General features: G+C 72.6%; 14 protein-coding genes. 5 read left to right on the top strand and 9 right to left on the bottom strand.

The annotated features are described in order from the left end of the window. Positions 1-95: 95 nt before the first annotated feature. The gene (locus tag AC07DO_RS09980; protein ID WP_479058260.1) at positions 96-569 is read right to left on the bottom strand and encodes an ATP-binding protein; all 474 of its coding nucleotides are present in this window, start codon (positions 567-569) and stop codon (positions 96-98) included. Positions 570-763: 194 nt separating this feature from the next. Continuing rightward, the gene (locus AC07DO_RS09975) at positions 764-1,096 is read right to left on the bottom strand and encodes a hypothetical protein (RefSeq protein ID WP_479058259.1); all 333 of its coding nucleotides are present in this window, start codon (positions 1,094-1,096) and stop codon (positions 764-766) included. Between the two features lie 333 nt (positions 1,097-1,429). Here AC07DO_RS09975 and cds1 point away from each other — a divergent pair, with 333 nt between their 5' ends. After that, positions 1,430-2,527 carry an L-cysteine desulfhydrase Cds1 gene (cds1, locus tag AC07DO_RS09970; protein ID WP_479058588.1) on the top strand — a complete coding sequence of 366 codons (1,098 nt, stop codon included), beginning with the start codon at positions 1,430-1,432 and terminating at the stop codon, positions 2,525-2,527. A gap of 33 nt (positions 2,528-2,560) precedes the next feature. On the opposite strand, the gene AC07DO_RS09965 is transcribed toward cds1, so the two are convergent. Further along, complete coding sequence (locus tag AC07DO_RS09965) at positions 2,561-3,055, bottom strand: SRPBCC family protein (RefSeq protein WP_479058257.1); 495 nt, start codon at positions 3,053-3,055, stop codon at positions 2,561-2,563. A 63-nt stretch (positions 3,056-3,118) separates the two neighbouring features. After that, complete coding sequence (locus AC07DO_RS09960; RefSeq protein WP_479058256.1) at positions 3,119-3,970, bottom strand: DeoR/GlpR family DNA-binding transcription regulator; 852 nt, start codon at positions 3,968-3,970, stop codon at positions 3,119-3,121. Between the two features lie 220 nt (positions 3,971-4,190). Here AC07DO_RS09960 and AC07DO_RS09955 point away from each other — a divergent pair, with 220 nt between their 5' ends. Next, complete coding sequence (locus tag AC07DO_RS09955; protein WP_479058254.1) at positions 4,191-6,563, top strand: hypothetical protein; 2,373 nt, start codon at positions 4,191-4,193, stop codon at positions 6,561-6,563. On the opposite strand, the gene AC07DO_RS09950 is transcribed toward AC07DO_RS09955, so the two are convergent. The 3 genes from AC07DO_RS09950 to AC07DO_RS09940 all read right to left on the bottom strand — a co-directional run bounded on the left by AC07DO_RS09950 (position 6,523) and on the right by AC07DO_RS09940 (position 10,443). After that, positions 6,523-8,937 (bottom strand): right-handed parallel beta-helix repeat-containing protein, encoded by a 2,415-nt coding sequence (locus AC07DO_RS09950; RefSeq protein ID WP_479058253.1) that lies wholly within the window; start codon positions 8,935-8,937, stop codon positions 6,523-6,525. The genes AC07DO_RS09955 and AC07DO_RS09950 overlap by 41 nt on opposite strands. 193 nt (positions 8,938-9,130) lie before the next feature. Beyond that, positions 9,131-9,736 carry an Rv1733c family protein gene (locus tag AC07DO_RS09945; RefSeq protein ID WP_479058251.1) on the bottom strand — a complete coding sequence of 202 codons (606 nt, stop codon included), beginning with the start codon at positions 9,734-9,736 and terminating at the stop codon, positions 9,131-9,133. Between the two features lie 281 nt (positions 9,737-10,017). Then, positions 10,018-10,443 carry a DUF6643 family protein gene (locus AC07DO_RS09940; RefSeq protein ID WP_150220104.1) on the bottom strand — a complete coding sequence of 142 codons (426 nt, stop codon included), beginning with the start codon at positions 10,441-10,443 and terminating at the stop codon, positions 10,018-10,020. Between the two features lie 269 nt (positions 10,444-10,712). Between AC07DO_RS09940 and AC07DO_RS09935 the strand changes: the two genes are divergently transcribed. Next, the gene (locus tag AC07DO_RS09935; protein WP_479058586.1) at positions 10,713-12,038 is read left to right on the top strand and encodes a TerD family protein; all 1,326 of its coding nucleotides are present in this window, start codon (positions 10,713-10,715) and stop codon (positions 12,036-12,038) included. A gap of 4 nt (positions 12,039-12,042) precedes the next feature. On the opposite strand, the gene AC07DO_RS09930 is transcribed toward AC07DO_RS09935, so the two are convergent. Further along, the gene (locus AC07DO_RS09930; protein ID WP_479058249.1) at positions 12,043-13,233 is read right to left on the bottom strand and encodes a glycosyltransferase; all 1,191 of its coding nucleotides are present in this window, start codon (positions 13,231-13,233) and stop codon (positions 12,043-12,045) included. Positions 13,234-13,291: 58 nt separating this feature from the next. On the opposite strand from AC07DO_RS09930, the gene AC07DO_RS09925 reads away from it, so the two are divergent. Both AC07DO_RS09925 and AC07DO_RS09920 read left to right on the top strand, forming a co-directional pair. Next, positions 13,292-14,080 (top strand): glutamate racemase, encoded by a 789-nt coding sequence (locus AC07DO_RS09925; protein WP_479058247.1) that lies wholly within the window; start codon positions 13,292-13,294, stop codon positions 14,078-14,080. A gap of 61 nt (positions 14,081-14,141) precedes the next feature. Beyond that, positions 14,142-14,690 (top strand): hypothetical protein, encoded by a 549-nt coding sequence (locus AC07DO_RS09920; RefSeq protein WP_479058245.1) that lies wholly within the window; start codon positions 14,142-14,144, stop codon positions 14,688-14,690. 24 nt (positions 14,691-14,714) lie between these two features. On the opposite strand, the gene AC07DO_RS09915 is transcribed toward AC07DO_RS09920, so the two are convergent. Further along, positions 14,715-15,770, bottom strand: coding sequence for an O-antigen ligase family protein (locus AC07DO_RS09915; RefSeq protein ID WP_479058243.1), 1,056 nt, complete (start codon positions 15,768-15,770; stop codon positions 14,715-14,717). Positions 15,771-15,916: the final 146 nt, after the last annotated feature.

The following is a 15,916-nucleotide window of genomic DNA, read 5'->3' as shown; positions in this document are numbered from 1 at the left end:
CCCGTCTGGAAGCCCGCTCGGACGCCCGCTCGGAAGCGGCGCCCACCCGGTCCTCGTACCTGACGCGTCCCAGCAAGCGGACGATCACCGCCCGGTCAGCCGACAACGGCCGACCGGGCGGGAGTCTTCTCTGCCGCCCCGTACACGGGATACGGGGCGAGGGCCACCGCCGGGGAGACCGCGGGGAGCGTGAACCACACGACCTTTCCCGCGTCGCCCTGCGGCCGCACACCCCAGCTCTCGCTGACCGCCGCGACCATCGCGAGCCCCCTGCCACAGGTGGCGTAGGGATCCGTGTCACGGAGTTCGGGAAGCCGGGGATCGTGGTCGTGGACGGAGACCGTGAGCCGGTCGAGCAGCAGCTCGATCTCCACGGTGCACATCTTGTCCGGCTCGGCATGCCGGTGGACGTTGGTGAGAAGCTCCGTCACACCGAGGGCGGCCTGGTCTATCAAGGGATCGAGATGCCAGTAGCGCAACTGCGCAGATACGATTCTGCGGACCTGGCGGATCCGCGACGGCAGGGCTTGGAGCTCTACCGTGCAATGCCTGCTTGGCTGGCTGATCACGGCTGCGACTCCCCGAATTGAGGTCCGGAAGAAGACGACGATCGGATCCAGCAGGGGCCGCGTGGTCTGCCGCCTGCTGTGTGGCCGGCGGGGCTGGTTCGCAGCGTCATCGCCGGTAAACCCAGAGTGATGTGAGACCAGAGTGACCCAGGGGGTGCGGGCATGCAACTCGCGCGTCGTGCCGAGGGGTCCGGTCAGCTGGGTCGGACCCGGTCTTCCGTGGCGTTGCGCACCGCCTCGATGAACCTGCGCACCGTGGGCGGACCCGCCTCACCGGGGCGTGGTTCGTGCTCGCCGAGCGTGAGCCGGTAGCGGGTGCCGTTCACTTCGGCGAGAGCGCGGTCGTCCGGGGCGAACCAGGGCTTGCCCGTGCGCACCGCCTGCAGCGGCGCGCTGTCGATCTCCGTGCCGTAACTGGTCAGCAACTCCAGCCTGCCGTCGGCGATGCGGACCTGACCGGCACGGGTGAGGGAGCGCAAGCGCCGCCCGATCCGCACACCCGTGGCCGTGAATTCCGGCTCCGCCATGGCACTCCGCCCCCTTGTGCGTTTCGGGTGAATCGCTCCGACTCGGGACAGGTGCCCCGTGCCGTGAAGTCTGCACGTCCGAAGCGTCGAGCACCAGTACGCATGGGGACGTCCGTGCGCGGTTTCCGGGACGCCCGCGACGGCCCGCCGCCAAGCTCTGCCCAAGGCTGTCACAGCTGCTCCTTTGAGGTGCTCAAAGGTGTGTTTATGCAGGTGAGACGGGTGTTGGAGGTGTTTAAGATCGAGGTGTACGGCCGCGTCCGAATCGCGTCCGGCACGACGCGAAGGAGCCTCGCCGTGAGCACCCCACAGCAGTTTCGAGCCGACGGACCCATGCCGACGCTCGACGTCGACCACAGCGACGCGACGTACCGCGCGTGGCTCAAAGAAGCCGTCCGCAAGGTCCAGGCGGACGCCAATCGTTCGGCCGACACCCACCTGCTGCGCTTCCCGCTGCCCGAACACTGGGGCATCGACCTGTATCTCAAGGACGAGTCGACCCACCCGACCGGCAGCCTCAAGCACCGCCTCGCCCGCTCGCTCTTCCTCTACGGCCTGTGCAACGGCTGGATCCGGCCCGACCGGCCGGTCATCGAGGCGTCCAGCGGCTCCACGGCCGTCTCCGAGGCGTACTTCGCGAAGCTGATCGGGGTGCCCTTCATCGCGGTGATGCCGCGCACGACCAGCGCCGAGAAGATCCGTCTCATCGAGTTCCACGGCGGCCGGTGCCACTTCGTGGACGACCCGCGCACGATGTACGCGGAGTCCGCCGCCCTCGCCGTCCAGACGGGCGGCCACTACATGGACCAGTTCACCTACGCGGAGCGGGCCACGGACTGGCGGGGCAACAACAACATCGCCGAATCGATCTACCAGCAGCTGCGGCTCGAGCGGTACCCGGAGCCCACGTGGATCGTCGCCACGGCGGGCACCGGCGGCACCTCCGCGACCATCGCGCGCTACGTCCACTACATGCAGCACGACACCCGCATCTGCGTCGCCGACCCGGAGAACTCCTGCTTCTTCGACGGCTGGACGAAGAACGACCCGGACGCGACGAGCGACTGCGGCTCCCGCGTCGAGGGCATCGGCAGGCCCCGCATGGAGCCGAGCTTCGTGCCCGGCGCCATCGACCGCATGATGAAGGTGCCGGACGCTGCGTCCGTCGCCGCGGTCCGCGCCCTGGAGCAGGCCATCGGCCGCAAGGCGGGCGGCTCGACCGGCACGGGGTTGTGGAGCGCGCTGAAGATCGTCGCCGAGATGGTGGCCGCGGGACGTACGGGCAGCGTCGTGACCCTGATCTGCGACCCCGGCGACCGCTATCTGGACAAGTACTACTCGGACGCGTGGCTGGCCGAACAGGGCCTGGACATCGCGCCCTACGCGCAGGCCATCGACACGCTGCTGGGTACGGGGGCGTGGCCCGCGTAGTCGTCCGCCCCCTGGTCACGCCCTCCGGCGGAGCTACGCGGTGGGCGACGAGGTGAGCCGCTCGTCCAGCGCCGTGACGGCGTCCCGGAACGCCCGGCCGAGTCCCGCGCGGCCGAGCTTCAGGGCGCCGCGCAGGGGCGCCGCGCCGTCCATGGCGAAGGTCCACTGCACACGGGTGCCGGAACCGGCGCCGCCGCCCGCCGGGGAGAGCCGCCACTCCTCGACGAGGGCGCGCAGACCGGGTGCGTTCGTCCGGTCGACGCGGTAGACGTAACGCTCAGGGCCGTCCGCCGCCAGTATCGACTCCTGGAAGCGCGTGCCGCCCTTGAGCCGGACCTCCCGGCCCGTGCCGCCCCCGGTCGGCCGGCACAGGGTGACCGCGGTGAACCACTGGGGCCAGCCGGTCACATCGTCGGCCAGCGCCCCGTACACCGCTTCCGGAGGCGCGCTCACCTCGCGCGCGAAGACCAGACGCACCGGAGCGGATGCGACGAAGTCGAGCCCCACAGGGTTCAGTCGGTGTGCCATCGGACTCTGCCCCCAGCGGAACGTGACGGTTGACCGGGCCACGTCACCATAGCTGGCGGGCCGTCAGATGTCTGCGTCGGCCTCGGAGCCTTCGCTGTGCGCCGCACGCTCGCCCGTCACCACGACCCGGTTCACGTGCTCGGAGATGTCCACGTGCGCCTCCGGCGGCAGCCCCGCGTCCGTCACCAGCGTGTCGACCTGCGAGAGCGAGGCGAACGAACTCAGCCCCACCGTCCCCCACTTGGTGTGGTCCGCGACGACCACCACGCGCCGCGCCGACTGCACCAGACGCCGGTTGGTCTCCGCCTCGGCCAGGTTCGGCGTCGACAGGCCGGCCTCCAGCGATATGCCGTGCACACCGAGGAAGAGCACGTCGAAGTGGAGCGCGCCGATCGCCTGGTCCGCGACCGGACCGACCAGCGAGTCCGACGGGGTCCGCACACCACCGGTCAGCACGACCGTCGCCGCGCCCTGCCGTCGGCCCGAGGTGCGCTGCGCGGAGTGGAAGACGTCCGCCACGCGCACCGAGTTCGTCACCACCGTCAGGTCCGGCACGTCCAGGAGGTGGTGCGCCAGCGCATACGTCGTCGTACCCCCGGAGAGGGCGATCGCCGTGCCGGGCGCCACCAGGGACGCCGCGGTCCGCGCGATGTCCTCCTTGGCGGTCAGCTCCAGGCCCGACTTGGCCTCGAACCCCGGCTCGTGCGTGCTCGCCTCCACCACGGGGACCGCGCCGCCGTGCACCTTCGCAAGGACGCCCTGGCGGGCCAGCGCGTCGAGGTCGCGGCGGACCGTCATGTCGGACACACCGAGCTTGCGGGTGAGTTCGTTGACCCGGACCCCGCCGCGGCGGCGCACCTCGTCCAGGATCAGGGCACGGCGCTGCTCGGCCAGGAGGTTCTGATGGTCGCTCACGCCCGCTCCGGCCCTTCTGCCTCGTCATCCCCGGCGCGCCCGCCCGGCGCGCCGCCTCATCCTCGCACGCGCCACCGACAGCCGTGCCACCGACCGGGTAAGGCCGGGCGGCGGTGGGGAAGAACACGGAAGGGGGAGATTACGTGACGAGGGGTGCGACGAGACCCGCGCCCCTGGATCCTTGTCCTCTCACCACGCGCATCTCGGGGGAAGCGGAACAGTGGAGCGAGCACCGCAGGACGAGACGGCCCTGGAACTCCTGGTCCACGGAGTCGGGGGAACCACACCGGAGGAGATGCTGGGCGACCCGCGCACCGTGCGGATCTCCGGCGACGACACGGCGGCCGTCTTCCGCCGCACCGAGGACGCCGACGCGGAACGCCGCCCCGACGACTACCGCGGCAAACCGGTGCCCGAGGCGTACGTATGGTGCAACCTGACCTCCGGCAACGGCTCCCGCGCCCTGTGGCTCCTGCTGCTGCCCTTCATGGTGGTCAACCTCGCCCACTGGATGCGGCCCACCTCCCGCCACCGCAAACGCCTCGTGCGCGGCTACGGCCTCCTGGTGCGGCTCGTCGGACTCACCCTCACCGTGCTGCTCGTCGCCGCCGCCTGCGAGCTCGCCCTCGACCTCACCGCCTGGCAGTGCGCGGGCACACCCGAGTGCTCCGGCGACCGTGACTGGCTCGGCTTCCTCGCCACCGACGCCTCCGGAAACGGCGGCTGGTGGTCCCAGCCCGGCCGCCGTCTCGCCCTCGCCGCCCTCCTGCCCGCCGCCCTCACCGGCCTCCTCTGGTACCTGTCCCACCGCACCTGGAGCGCGTACGAATCCCAGCAGCCGCTGCCCCAGCAGCCCGACCCGGAGGAGGAGACCAGCCGCACCGCACTGGGCAGGCCCGGGTTCTGGTACGGCCGGCGCCTGGTGGCCCGGCTGCGCGCCGCCCACACGGCGGCCGGCCTGCTCACCGTCGCCGCGGCGGTCGGCACCTCCGCCGCGCGCCACGACCGGCGCCCCGGCGGACCCGGCCCGCTCGACGCCATCGGCTGGGCACTGGACGCGACGCTCGTCCTGGGCGGCGCGGTCGTGGTGTGGGTGGTGTGCCGCAGGGGACGTACGGAGAACAGGCTCGACCGGCAACTGGACAAGGCCCTCGTCCGCCGGCTGCCGCTCGGCGCGCTCGTCCTGCTCGCCCTCGTCCTTCTGTACGCGGGCTGGTCGCGCCCGGCCTGGCGCTCCGAAGGCAGGCTGCCGGGCGACGCCACGTTCGGCGGCATCGCGCTTGTCCAGGGCGTCCTGATCCTCGGCCTCGCGGTCGTCGCCCACCTCCTGTACCGCACGTCACCCGACTCCAGGACCGCCATCCGCGGCTTCGGCGGGCCCGCCGTCGCCATGCTGTCCTGCGCGCTCGGCGGCGTCATGACCGGCGGCGGGGCGCAGCGCGTCTCCGACTGGCTCGACGGCAGCCAGGGCTCCATCGACGGGCCCGCGCTGGTGCTCACCTGGCAGGCCTCCGTCATCCCGCCGCTCCTCGTCGTCGTCGCGGTGCTGTGCGGCTGGTTCGGGTTCCGCACCGTCCAGCACAAGCGCCGGGAGATGGCGCGGCTGGCGGCCGACTACCCCGACGAGCGCAAGGACTCCACCCGCACCCGCCGCATCGCGGGCACACGCGCGCGTGCCGCCCTCACCGACCGCGCGCCCCTGCTCGTCGGCATCATCTCCGCCGTGACGCTGCTCCTTGGGGCGGCCGCGCTCACCGGCGCCTGGGTGACGGACGAAGTGCCTGCCAAGGCCGCGGACGGCACGCCCGACATAGTGGAAGGGGCGGCGCAGACCTCCCAGGCCCTCGGCTCCTGGCTGATCGGCTTCGGCTTCATACTGTTCGTCACCTGGGGCAGGCGCGCCTACAAGGACCCCTCGGCCCGCCGCACCATCGGCATCCTCTGGGACGTCGGCACCTTCTGGCCGCGCGCCGCCCACCCCTTCGCGCCGCCCTGCTACGCGGAGCGCGCGGTGCCCGACCTGACCTGGCGGATGGCGAGTTGGACGCGCGCCACCAGAGCCACGGGTGGCCGGCTCGTCCTCTCCGGCCACTCGCAGGGCAGTGTCCTCGCGGCGGCCGCCGCCTGGCAGCTGCGCCCCTCGGTCCGCAGGCGCGTCGCCCTGCTCACCTACGGCTCGCCCCTGGAGCGTCTCTACGGAAGGTGGTTCCCCGCCCACTTCGGCCCGGCGGCCCTGACCTCCCTGCACCGCGAGGTCGACTGCTGGCGCAATCTGCACCGCGCCACGGACCCGATCGGCGGCCCCATCCAGCTGCACGGCGACTGCGGCCCGCAGGTCGACCGCGCCGCCCTCAAGGACCCCCTCGCCTACGGCCGCACCGAGGAACACCCACTGCCCGCACCGATCCTCGGCCACGGCGACTACCAGGCGGACCCCGCCTTCGCCGAGGAACGCGCACGGCTCCTGGTCCGCCTCAAGGCGAACGTGCCGCCACCGAGGCCGGAGGCGACGCCCTCGGCGGCCGCGCAGGGCGCCCCGGAGGCGCAGAGCTTCACACGAGCTCCGGCAGATCCTCCGGATACAGCAGGGTGAGGTCGTCCGTGCTCGGCTCGCCGAACTGCGCGACCCGGCCCGCGTGCCGCTCCACCATCGCCTCGAAGGTCTGGCGCGCGGTACGGCCGTTGCCGAACGCGGGACCCTTGGGGAGCGCCGTGAAGTACTTCAGGAGCGCCTCGGACGTGCCCGCGCCGAGGCGGTACTCGTGCTCCTCGGACTGCTGCTCCACGATCCGCAGCAGCTCCTCGGGGGCGTAGTCGCTGAAGGTGATGGTCCGTGAGAACCGGGACGCCACACCGGGGTTGACGGAGAGGAACCGCTCCATCTCCGCGGTGTACCCGGCGACGATCACCACGACGGCCTCGCGGTGGTCCTCCATCAGCTTCACGAGCGTGTCGATGGCCTCGCGACCGAAGTCGCGCCCCGAGTCCTTGGGCGAGAGGGCGTACGCCTCGTCGATGAACAGCACGCCGCCGCGCGCCCGGTCGAAGGCCTCCTGGGTGCGGATCGCCGTCGAGCCGATGTGCTCGCCGACCAGGTCGACGCGGGACACCTCGACCAGGTGGCCGCTCTCCAGGACGCCGAGCGAGGCGAGGATCTCGCCGTAGAGCCGGGCGACGGTCGTCTTGCCGGTGCCGGGGGAGCCGGTGAAGACCAGGTGGCGGCGGACGGAGGCGGCCTTGAGCCCGGCCTGCTGCCTGCGCCGGCCCACCTCGATCATGTCGGTGAGGGCGCGCACCTCGCGCTTGACGCTGTCCAGGCCGACCAGGGCGTCGAGTTCGCCGAGGACCTCCTTGGAGGCCCGGGAGCTCTTCTCCTCGGCCGGGGGTGCCGACGGCTGCGCGGCCTGCTGGGCGGGCAGGGTGCCGAGGAGCCCGACGGCCTGGGTGGCCGTCTGCACGGCGGGTGCCGACGGGGCCGGTGCCGCGGGCGTGCGCAGGCCGCCGCTCTCGTCGCTCGCGCAGTCCTCGACGAGCGGGCCCTCCTCCGAGAACTCGAAGCCGCCGCGGGCGCACCGCTCCGTGCGGCACTTCTTCAGCGTCGTACGGCACCCGTCTATGACGTGGAAGCCGTAGCCGCCGCTGTTGCTGACCCGGCAGCCGTGGAAGCTGCCCCGGCCGCCCGCCGACACGTAGAAACCGGCCTCGGCGGGCGAGGTGACCGTGCAGCGCTCGATCGTCGGGTCCGCGCCCTTGGTGACGATCACGCCCGTCTGGACGTCGTCCACCGTGCAGTTGGCGAGTGTGCCGCCGCTGCCGTGGTCGCGGAACCAGGCGCCCGTCGCCGCCTCGCGGATGCGGCAGTCGTCGAGCTGCGCGGTCGCCCCGTCGCTCACCGACACCGCGGTGTTGCGCACCTGCGAGAGGTCGCTGTCGACGACGTCGGTGCGCGACCCGCGGTCCAGGACGAACAGCGCGTCCGGCACGTCGTGCACCCGGCACGACTCCAGGACGGCCGTCGCGCCGTCACTGACCCACACGGCCGGATAGTCGCCCGTACTGTCGTGGATCTCGCACTGATTGGCGTCCACGCGCGTGCCCGGGTCCCAGACCGAGAGGCCGTTGCGCCCGAACCGGCTCACCGTGGACCGGGTGAGCGTGAGCACGGAGCGCGAGCGCAGGTCGATCGCGTTCTCCGGAATGTCGTGGATGCGGCAGTCGGCCAGCGTCAGCACGGCGTCCGTGTCGAGCGTGACGCCGTCCGAGGTGGTGCGGTGCACGTCGCAGTCGGTCAGGTGCGCCGCTGCCCGCCCGGTGACCTGCACACCCGAGCCCTTGACCTCGTACACCTCGCAGCCGATCGCCTCGAGACCCGTGTGCTCACCGGTCACCGAGAAGCCCGCGCCCGACGCGTGGTGCACCCGGCACCGCTCCAGACGGGGGTGGGCGCCACCGCGCACGGCGACACCGGACTGGCCCGCCGCGACGATCTCGCACTCCTCGAAGACACCGCCGCCCCCGTCGAGCACCGCGATGCCGATGCCGCCGGGGTTGTCGACGGTGCAGCGGCGCACCGTCGGCCGCGCCCCGCCGCGCACTTCGAGGCCGGCCGCCGACCGCGTCACCACGCGGATGCCGATGAGCTCGGGGGCACCGTCCTCGACGAGCAGGGCGGGCGCGGACGAGTCCTGGCCCTCTATGTGCAGGTCCTGGACGACCGCGGAGGCGCGGATGGTCAGGGGCACCCCGTCGGAGGGTGCGATGCGCACCGAGCCGGGGGAGCTCTCCGGGCCGCGCAGCGTCACCGCGCGCTGGACAACGAGGTTCTCGCGGTAGGTGCCCGCGGCAACGGTCAGTACGTCCCCGTCGCCGGCGGCCTCCAAGGCAGCGGCGAGCGATGCGTACTCGCCGGTGCGGCGCCGCCACCGCGACGTGCCGGTGTGCGTCACCTGGACCGTGCCCTGTGCCATGGAGTTGCTCTGCCCCCACCTTGTCGTACGCGGGACCTCGCGGCGCTGGATGTGTCACTGCGTGTCGTGGCACCGCGCGAGGGGCCGAGGAGTTCGGCCGGTCCACCGTAGCGCGCGCGAGCAGGCCGAGTTGACCTGAGAGCCCATCTTCGAACCCTCGCCTGCGCCCCGGCGCCGCTCGCCGCACGGCGGGTCAGGAGCCGGTGCCGGTCCGCCCCCAGTCGGGTCCCGCCTTCTCCCAGGCCCGGTCGAGGCGTGTGTGCCGCGCTCGCACCATGCGCCAGAGGATCAGCCTGCGGGTGCCCTCGATGAGCCCGGCGCTCGCCGTGGCGGCGCCGAATCCGGCCAGAACCGCGTGCGTCGTCGCGGTCGCGCCGTCCATCGGGCGGCCGACGACCCTGCCGTGCTCGTCGGTCCAGAGCCGGAAGCGCTCGCCGGGGTCGGGGGACTTGAGGTCGGAGAGCACCACGCCGTAGTGATCCGTGCGGTCCGGGGCCTTCCAGCGGGCCAGGACGCGACTGTGCGCGTCGCGTGCCGAGGAGGTCTCGGGGTCGGGGTCGATCGGGGAGTGGCCGACCTCGCGCAGGACGGTGCCGGTGATCGCGTGCCGGTCCTCGTGCTGCTGTCGCGCGGAGGCGAGCAGGGCGTCCCGCGACAGGTTCGTGGTGAACGCACCCACGACCGGGACGGCGACGAGGATCAACACCAGGGCGGCCAGGGCCAGCCAGGCCTCGGCCAGATCGGTGCCGCGGCGCAGTGGGTTGTACCGCCACCGCCAGAGGCCGACGATTGCTCGCACTGCCTGCACCCCCTTCCGCGTCCGTCCTCACCAGGAACGGCACTGCCTACGCCCGGGCAGCGGCAACAGAGAGCGAGATCACTCTCCGGAGCCGCATCCCTCCGCTGTGCTGCATGCCCAGGATCCCAACGTCCATGGCTCGGCGTCGAGTTCCCATCCGGGCATCGACCATTCGAGGAGCATGAGGACGTCACGGATGCGGATTTGTCCGGTGCATTCGGACACGCCAATGCCGCCACCGGCGTGTGGCCCGGTGGCGGCATTCGCGTGCCCGCCGGAGATCAGTACCCGCGGTAGGGGCGGTTGTACGGATCCTCGTACGACGCCGGGGCCGGGCGGGGCTGCGCCGGGCGCATCGCCTCGTACCCCGTGCCCGGGGCCGGCCGCTGGGGCTGGGCGCCCGGGTAGCCGCGCGGGCCCCCGGTCTGCTGCGGGATGTACGGCGCCGGGGCCTGCTGCAGCGGTGCGGGCTGCTGGGCCTGGGGGTAGCCGTACCCCTGCTGGGGATGGGACGGGGCGGCCGGCAGCGCGGGCAGTGCGGCCGGCAGGGCGGGCAGGTGGCTGCCCGTGTCGTACGCGGAGGGAACCCGGATCGGGGCAATCTGGGGAGTGCCCCGCTCTGCGACGAGGGAGTCATAGATCGGAGTGTCCGGGAAGGACGGCGCGGAGTAGTAACCGCCGCCATAGGTGGAGCGGGGGGAGGTCATGCTCCATAAGTTAAGCCCTAGATGTGCTGGTTGGGGAGACCGATAAGAGGGTTGTTTTACGTGTCGGCTGTGGCTACGGATCCCCAATGCGAGCGAACTTGGGAAAATCGGTCGCGGAACGGTGTTCGGATCGTGTAAAGGCCGAGCTCCTGAGGGGTTACCCGCGGTTGGTCCCGAGGGTCGCGGGGCACGGTCGTGGGCCTCGGGGGGCTCCGGGTAATAAGTTGGTCATGAACGGAAACGGCGGCCCTGCCGGACGGCGACTTGCGATGGGGGCGGACATGACAATGTCTAAAGGATCGAATGTTCCCGTACCGGCACCCGCGGTACGGATCGAATTGGGGTGGGGTTCCGGAGCCGGAGTGCCCGACGCCGATGCGTCCGCACTGTTGTTGTCGCCTTCCGGAAAGGTGCGCTCGGACGCGGACTTCGTCTTTTACAACCAGCCCGAGCACTCCTCCGGAGCGGTGCGCCACGAAGGCAAGACGACCGCCGGCACCGGCGTCAGCGATGTACTGAGCGTCGACCTCGCGCGCGTGGAGCCCGAGATCGAGACCGTCGTACTCGCCGCGTCGGCCGACGGCGGCACTTTCGGCCAGGTCCCCGGCCTGTACATCCGTGTCCTCGACGCCGCGAACGGCGCCGAACTCGCGCGCTACGACAGCGCGGACGCCACCGTGGAGACCGCGTTCGTCCTCGGCGAGCTCTACCGGCGGCAGGGCGCCTGGAAGTTCCGCGCCGTCGGCCAGGGATACGGGAGCGGCCTCGAAGGGCTCGCCACGGACTACGGCATCTCCGTGGACGAGCCGCAGCAGACCGCCCCGGCCCCCGTGGCCCCGCCCGCACCCGCCGCCGTCGCCGCGCCCACCCCGATGGCCCCGACCGCCCCTCCTGCCCCGGTCACCCAGCAGCCCGCCGCCCCAGCGCCTCCGCCCCCGCCGGCCGCCGCCGCGCCCGTACGCCTGACCAAGGTGACGCTGACGAAGGACGCGCCGTCCGTCTCCCTGACCAAGCAGGGCGGCACGTCGGGCGGTATGCGCGTGAACCTCAACTGGGAGGTGCGCAAGCAGTTCAAGGGCTGGGGCGCCAAGCTCGGCAGGGCCGTCGCCATGCACGCCGACCTCGACCTGGACCTCTGCGCCCTCTACGAACTCGCCGACGGCCGCAAGGGAGTCGTCCAGGCCCTCGGCAACGCCTTCGGAGCGATCGACCGGCCCCCGTACATCCTGCTCGACGGCGACGACCGCACCGGCGCCGTCGCCACCGGCGAGAACCTCACCATCAACCTCGACCACATCAAGGACTTCCGGCGCATCGTCATCTTCGTGACCATCTACGAAGGGGCGCGCAGCTTCGCCGACCTCAACGCCACGGTCACCCTCCAGCCGCAGCACGGCGCCCCCGTCGACTTCTCCCTCGACGAGTGCACGGTCCCCTCGACCGTGTGCGCGCTGGCCCTGCTCACCAACAACGGCGGCGACCTCGTCGTCCAGCGCGAGGCCCGCTACCTGGTGCCCGACCGGGGCGTGAGCCCGCAGCGCACCATGGACCACGCCTACGGCTGGGGCATGAACTGGACGCCCGGCAGGAAGTAGCCGGTCAGGGCCGCTCGGTCGAGGGCTCCGGAGCAGTGGGGTCGGGGCGTGTGTACGTACGCCCCTTCCACGCGGCACCACGTCCCCTGTAGTGCTGCACCGCCGAGTCCACCGTCATCAGGAGATAGAGGAAAGCGGTGCAGGGCAGCAGGAGCGCGAGGACGAGCGGCTGGCGGTAGTAGCGGAGCATCGGCAGATACGTCGCCGTCATCACCAGCCAGGCGAGCCCACCGGCCACCGCCGCCGCAGGACTGCCCGTGACGAGCCCCGCGACCAGCGCCGCCGGCGGGACGAGATACACCACGGCGAGTCCCGCGACCGTGCCGAAGAGCAGCAGGACGTTGTGCCGCAGCTGTGCGTACGCGCTGCGCGAGACCATCCGCCACAGGTCGGCCAGGCGCGGATACGGACGCACGCTGTCCACGCCGTCGGCGAGCCCCAGCCAGATGTGGCCGCCCGAGCCCTTCACCGCCCGCGCGAGCGCCACGTCGTCGATCACCGCCTGCCGGATGGCGTCGGGGATCCGGGCGCGCTCGGCGGCATCCGCACGCAGCAGGACACAGCCGCCCGCCGCGGCGGCCGTCCGCGACCCCTTCCGTCCGATCCGGCGGAACGGATAGAGCTGCGCGAAGAAGTACACGAAGGCCGGGACCACCAGGCGCTCCCACGCGCTCTCCACCCGCAGCCGGGCCATCAGCGACACGAGGTCGTACCCCCCGCTGCCCGCGGCGGCCACCAACTGACGCAGGCTGTCCGGCTCATGGGCGATGTCCGCGTCGGTGAGCAAGAGGTATTCGGGGTCCCGCGCGCGGGCGAGACCGATGCCGTGGCGTACCGCCCAGAGCTTTCCGGTCCAGCCCGCGGGCGGCTCACCGGGGGAGCCGACGGTCAGCGGCAGTCCGCCGTGCCGCTCGGCCAGCGCGCGGGCCAGTTCGCCCGTGCCGTCCGAACTCCCGTCGTCGACGAGGAAGACCTCGGCCCGCCCCGGATAGTCCTGCGCGAGCAGCGAGGGCAGGCTGTGCGCCAGCACGGCCGCCTCGTCCCGCGCGGGGACGACGACACCGACCGAGGGCCAGACGTCCGGCTCCCCGCGCGCCGGCAGACGCACGTCGGTACGCCAGAAGAAGCCCTGCCCCAACAGAAGCCACAGCCACGCGGCAAGCGATGCGGCGGCGGTCCACGCAACGGCGCTCATCCGCCGAAGTCTGCCCCACGGGACGGTGCCTGTGGGACCCATCGACTATGGTGACCGGGTGAAGATCGCGCTCATGGACTCCGGCATCGGACTGCTCGCCGCGGCGGCCGCGGTGCGTCGCCTTCGACCCGACGCCGATCTCGTTCTCTCCTCCGACCCGGACGGCATGCCCTGGGGGCCGCGCACTCCGGAGGACCTCACCGCACGCGCCGTCGCCGTCGCCGAGGCCGCCGCCGCGCACCGCCCCGACGCGCTGATCGTGGCCTGCAACACGGCCACCGTGCACGCGCTGCCCACCCTGCGGGCCCGCTTCGAGTCGGATTTCCCGGTCATCGGGACCGTACCCGCGATCAAGCCCGCCGCCGCTGCGGCGGGCGGCGGCCCCGTGGCCATCTGGGCCACCCCCGCCACCACGGGCAGCCCCTACCAGCGCGGGCTCATCGAGGACTTCGCGAACGGTGTCGCCGTCACCGAGGTGCCGTGTCCGGGGCTGGCCGACGCCGTGCAGTACGCGGACGAGGCGGCCATCGACGAGACGATCGCCGCCGCGGCGGCCCTCACGCCCCCGGATGTAAGGGCCGTCGTCCTGGGATGCACCCATTACGAGCTGGTTGCCGAGCGTATTCGTGCCGCCGTCCAGCAGCCCGGACAGCCGCCCCTGGTCCTGCACGGTTCGGCCGGAGCGGTGGCGGCCCAGGCGCTGCGCAGGGCCGGCGCCAACATCGGCGCCACGGACGCGGTACCCGGCCTGACCGTCCTGCTCAGCGGGCGTGAGGAGCAGTTGCCCCGGGCGGCGCTCGCGTACGCCGAGGGGCGCATGCTCGCGGAGACCAGCCCGGCGCTCTGACACGGCGGTCGCTCTCCGTGACGCGGTGGCTTCGCGGCGGAATCTGAGTAGTCTCGGATGCATGAAGGACCAAGCCCCCGAAGAGCGGGCCGCATCCGACAGCCCGCACGAAGTCTGGACCGGGCGCGCCACCAACCGCGCCCAGTGGCTCCTGGCGTGCGCCGGTGCCGCCTGCCTGGCGCTCGGCATCGAGCTCGCGGTCGACTCCATGTGGACCTCGGGCATCCTGCCGCTGGTCATGTCCGTCGTCGGGTGCATCGCCGTCGGGCTCCTGATGCTCTTCGGGACGCTCGCCTTCGTCCACGTGGCCGTGAAGGTCGAGAAGGACTACCTGGAGGTGCGCTGCGGCCACCTGGGGCTGCCGCGCCGCCACATCCCGCTCTCGCACGTCGTCGGCGCGGACTTCGCGCCCGCCGTGACGCCCCGGCAGTGGGGCGGCTGGGGCTACCGCTGGCGCCCCGAGAAGGGCACCGCCGTGGTGGTCCGGCGCGGTGAGGGCCTGGTGCTCAGCCTCGGCGACGGCCACAAGTTCACGGTGACGGTCGACAACGCGGAGTCGGCGGTGCGGGCGATCAGGGCGCGGCTCGGCCTCAAGGGCACCACCGGCTGACCGTCCGACGCCGTGGTGCCGGGCTCAGCCGGTACGTGAGGGGTCTTCCTCGTGGAGTCCCGCGGTCAGCGGCCGCGCCGTCGCGATTCCCGCCAGCAGGCCCGCCCCCGTCGTCACCGTCGTCATGCTCAGCGCGTTGCCCACCGCCGCCACGGCCGTCAGCGCCGTGAGGGCCGCCCCCGCCGACAGGACGACCTGCGTCGAGCCGGGGGAGCGCCACAGGGCGTACAGCAGCCAGCAGAACACCGCCGCCAGCAGCGCCACCCCGACGATTCCCTGTTCCGACGCCTGCTGCAGCGTGGCCGAGTGCGGCTTGCCGTCCGCCACGAAGTCGTCGGCGGCGGCCGGACTGACATCGCCGAACCGGCCGGGCCCCACCCCCAGGGCGGGTTCCCGCTCCGCGAGGGTCAGCGCGTCCTGCCACAGCACCACGCGATGGTGGCCGACGCTGCCCTCCAGCGGTGCCGTCAGGCCCTCCGGGAGCGAGTCGTCGGCCAGAGCCAGGGACGCGCCGGTGACCAGGACCGACGCGGCAGCGAGCCCGATGATGCCAAGGGCCCGGTTCCGCAGCCGCGCCGCCGCGAGCGAGCAGAGCAGCACCATGACGGAGCCGGCACAGCCGACCGGCGAGCCGAGGGCCGCGGCGGCGCCCGCGACCCCCGCGGCGAGGAGCCGCAGCGCCAGGCGCGGCGAAGGGGTCCGCGCGGCCCAGGCCGCACAGCAGGCCGCACCGGCGGAAAGGATGAGCAGGGCGGCGGTGGCGCCGGTGTGGCCCAGGGGAGAGGAAGGGCCGATCGCGAGGCGGGGCGCGGCCACGGCGAGACCGAGTCCGGTGAGCGCACCCGCGCACGGCGCGGCGACGGGGAGCAGCGCTCCGCAGATCCGTCCGCCCGCGTATCCCGCGGCCACGGCGAGAACCGCGAGGAGCATCCCTTCGGGACTGCCGCCGTGCACACCCGCGGTGATCAGCGCCCAGGCGGCGCAGGCACCGAGCAGCGCACCGCCCGTCGCGTCGGACGCGCTCCGCCGCTCGTGCGCCGCTTCCGGACAGGCCGAAGCGGCCGTACCCGTTGACCCCACCCCGTCGCCCCCCGGTATGTGACGGGCCCCCGCCGGCACGGACGGCTCCACGTTGACGTGGACCGGACGGGCCTCGGGGACTCGGCCACACGCTAACGGCTGACGCCCCGCTTTGGGACCAGTTGTGCAGGAACGATTCGCTGAAC

Source organism: Streptomyces sp. NPDC045678, assembly GCF_056432085.1.
This window is presented reverse-complemented; position numbering and strand designations above follow the sequence as displayed.

What these genes read in the sequence shown, in the direction of transcription:
- AC07DO_RS09940 (WP_150220104.1), bottom strand. Translation starts at nt 10,443, where the DNA reads ATGACCTCCCCCCGCTCCACCTATGGCGGCGGTTACTACTCCGCGCCG.
- AC07DO_RS09975 (WP_479058259.1), bottom strand. Translation starts at nt 1,096, where the DNA reads ATGGCGGAGCCGGAATTCACGGCCACGGGTGTGCGGATCGGGCGGCGC.
- AC07DO_RS09950 (WP_479058253.1), bottom strand. Translation starts at nt 8,937, where the DNA reads ATGGCACAGGGCACGGTCCAGGTGACGCACACCGGCACGTCGCGGTGG.
- cds1 (WP_479058588.1), top strand. Translation starts at nt 1,430, where the DNA reads ATGCCGACGCTCGACGTCGACCACAGCGACGCGACGTACCGCGCGTGG.
- AC07DO_RS09930 (WP_479058249.1), bottom strand. Translation starts at nt 13,233, where the DNA reads ATGAGCGCCGTTGCGTGGACCGCCGCCGCATCGCTTGCCGCGTGGCTG.
- AC07DO_RS09935 (WP_479058586.1), top strand. Translation starts at nt 10,713, where the DNA reads ATGGGGGCGGACATGACAATGTCTAAAGGATCGAATGTTCCCGTACCG.
- AC07DO_RS09965 (WP_479058257.1), bottom strand. Translation starts at nt 3,055, where the DNA reads ATGGCACACCGACTGAACCCTGTGGGGCTCGACTTCGTCGCATCCGCT.
- AC07DO_RS09920 (WP_479058245.1), top strand. Translation starts at nt 14,142, where the DNA reads ATGAAGGACCAAGCCCCCGAAGAGCGGGCCGCATCCGACAGCCCGCAC.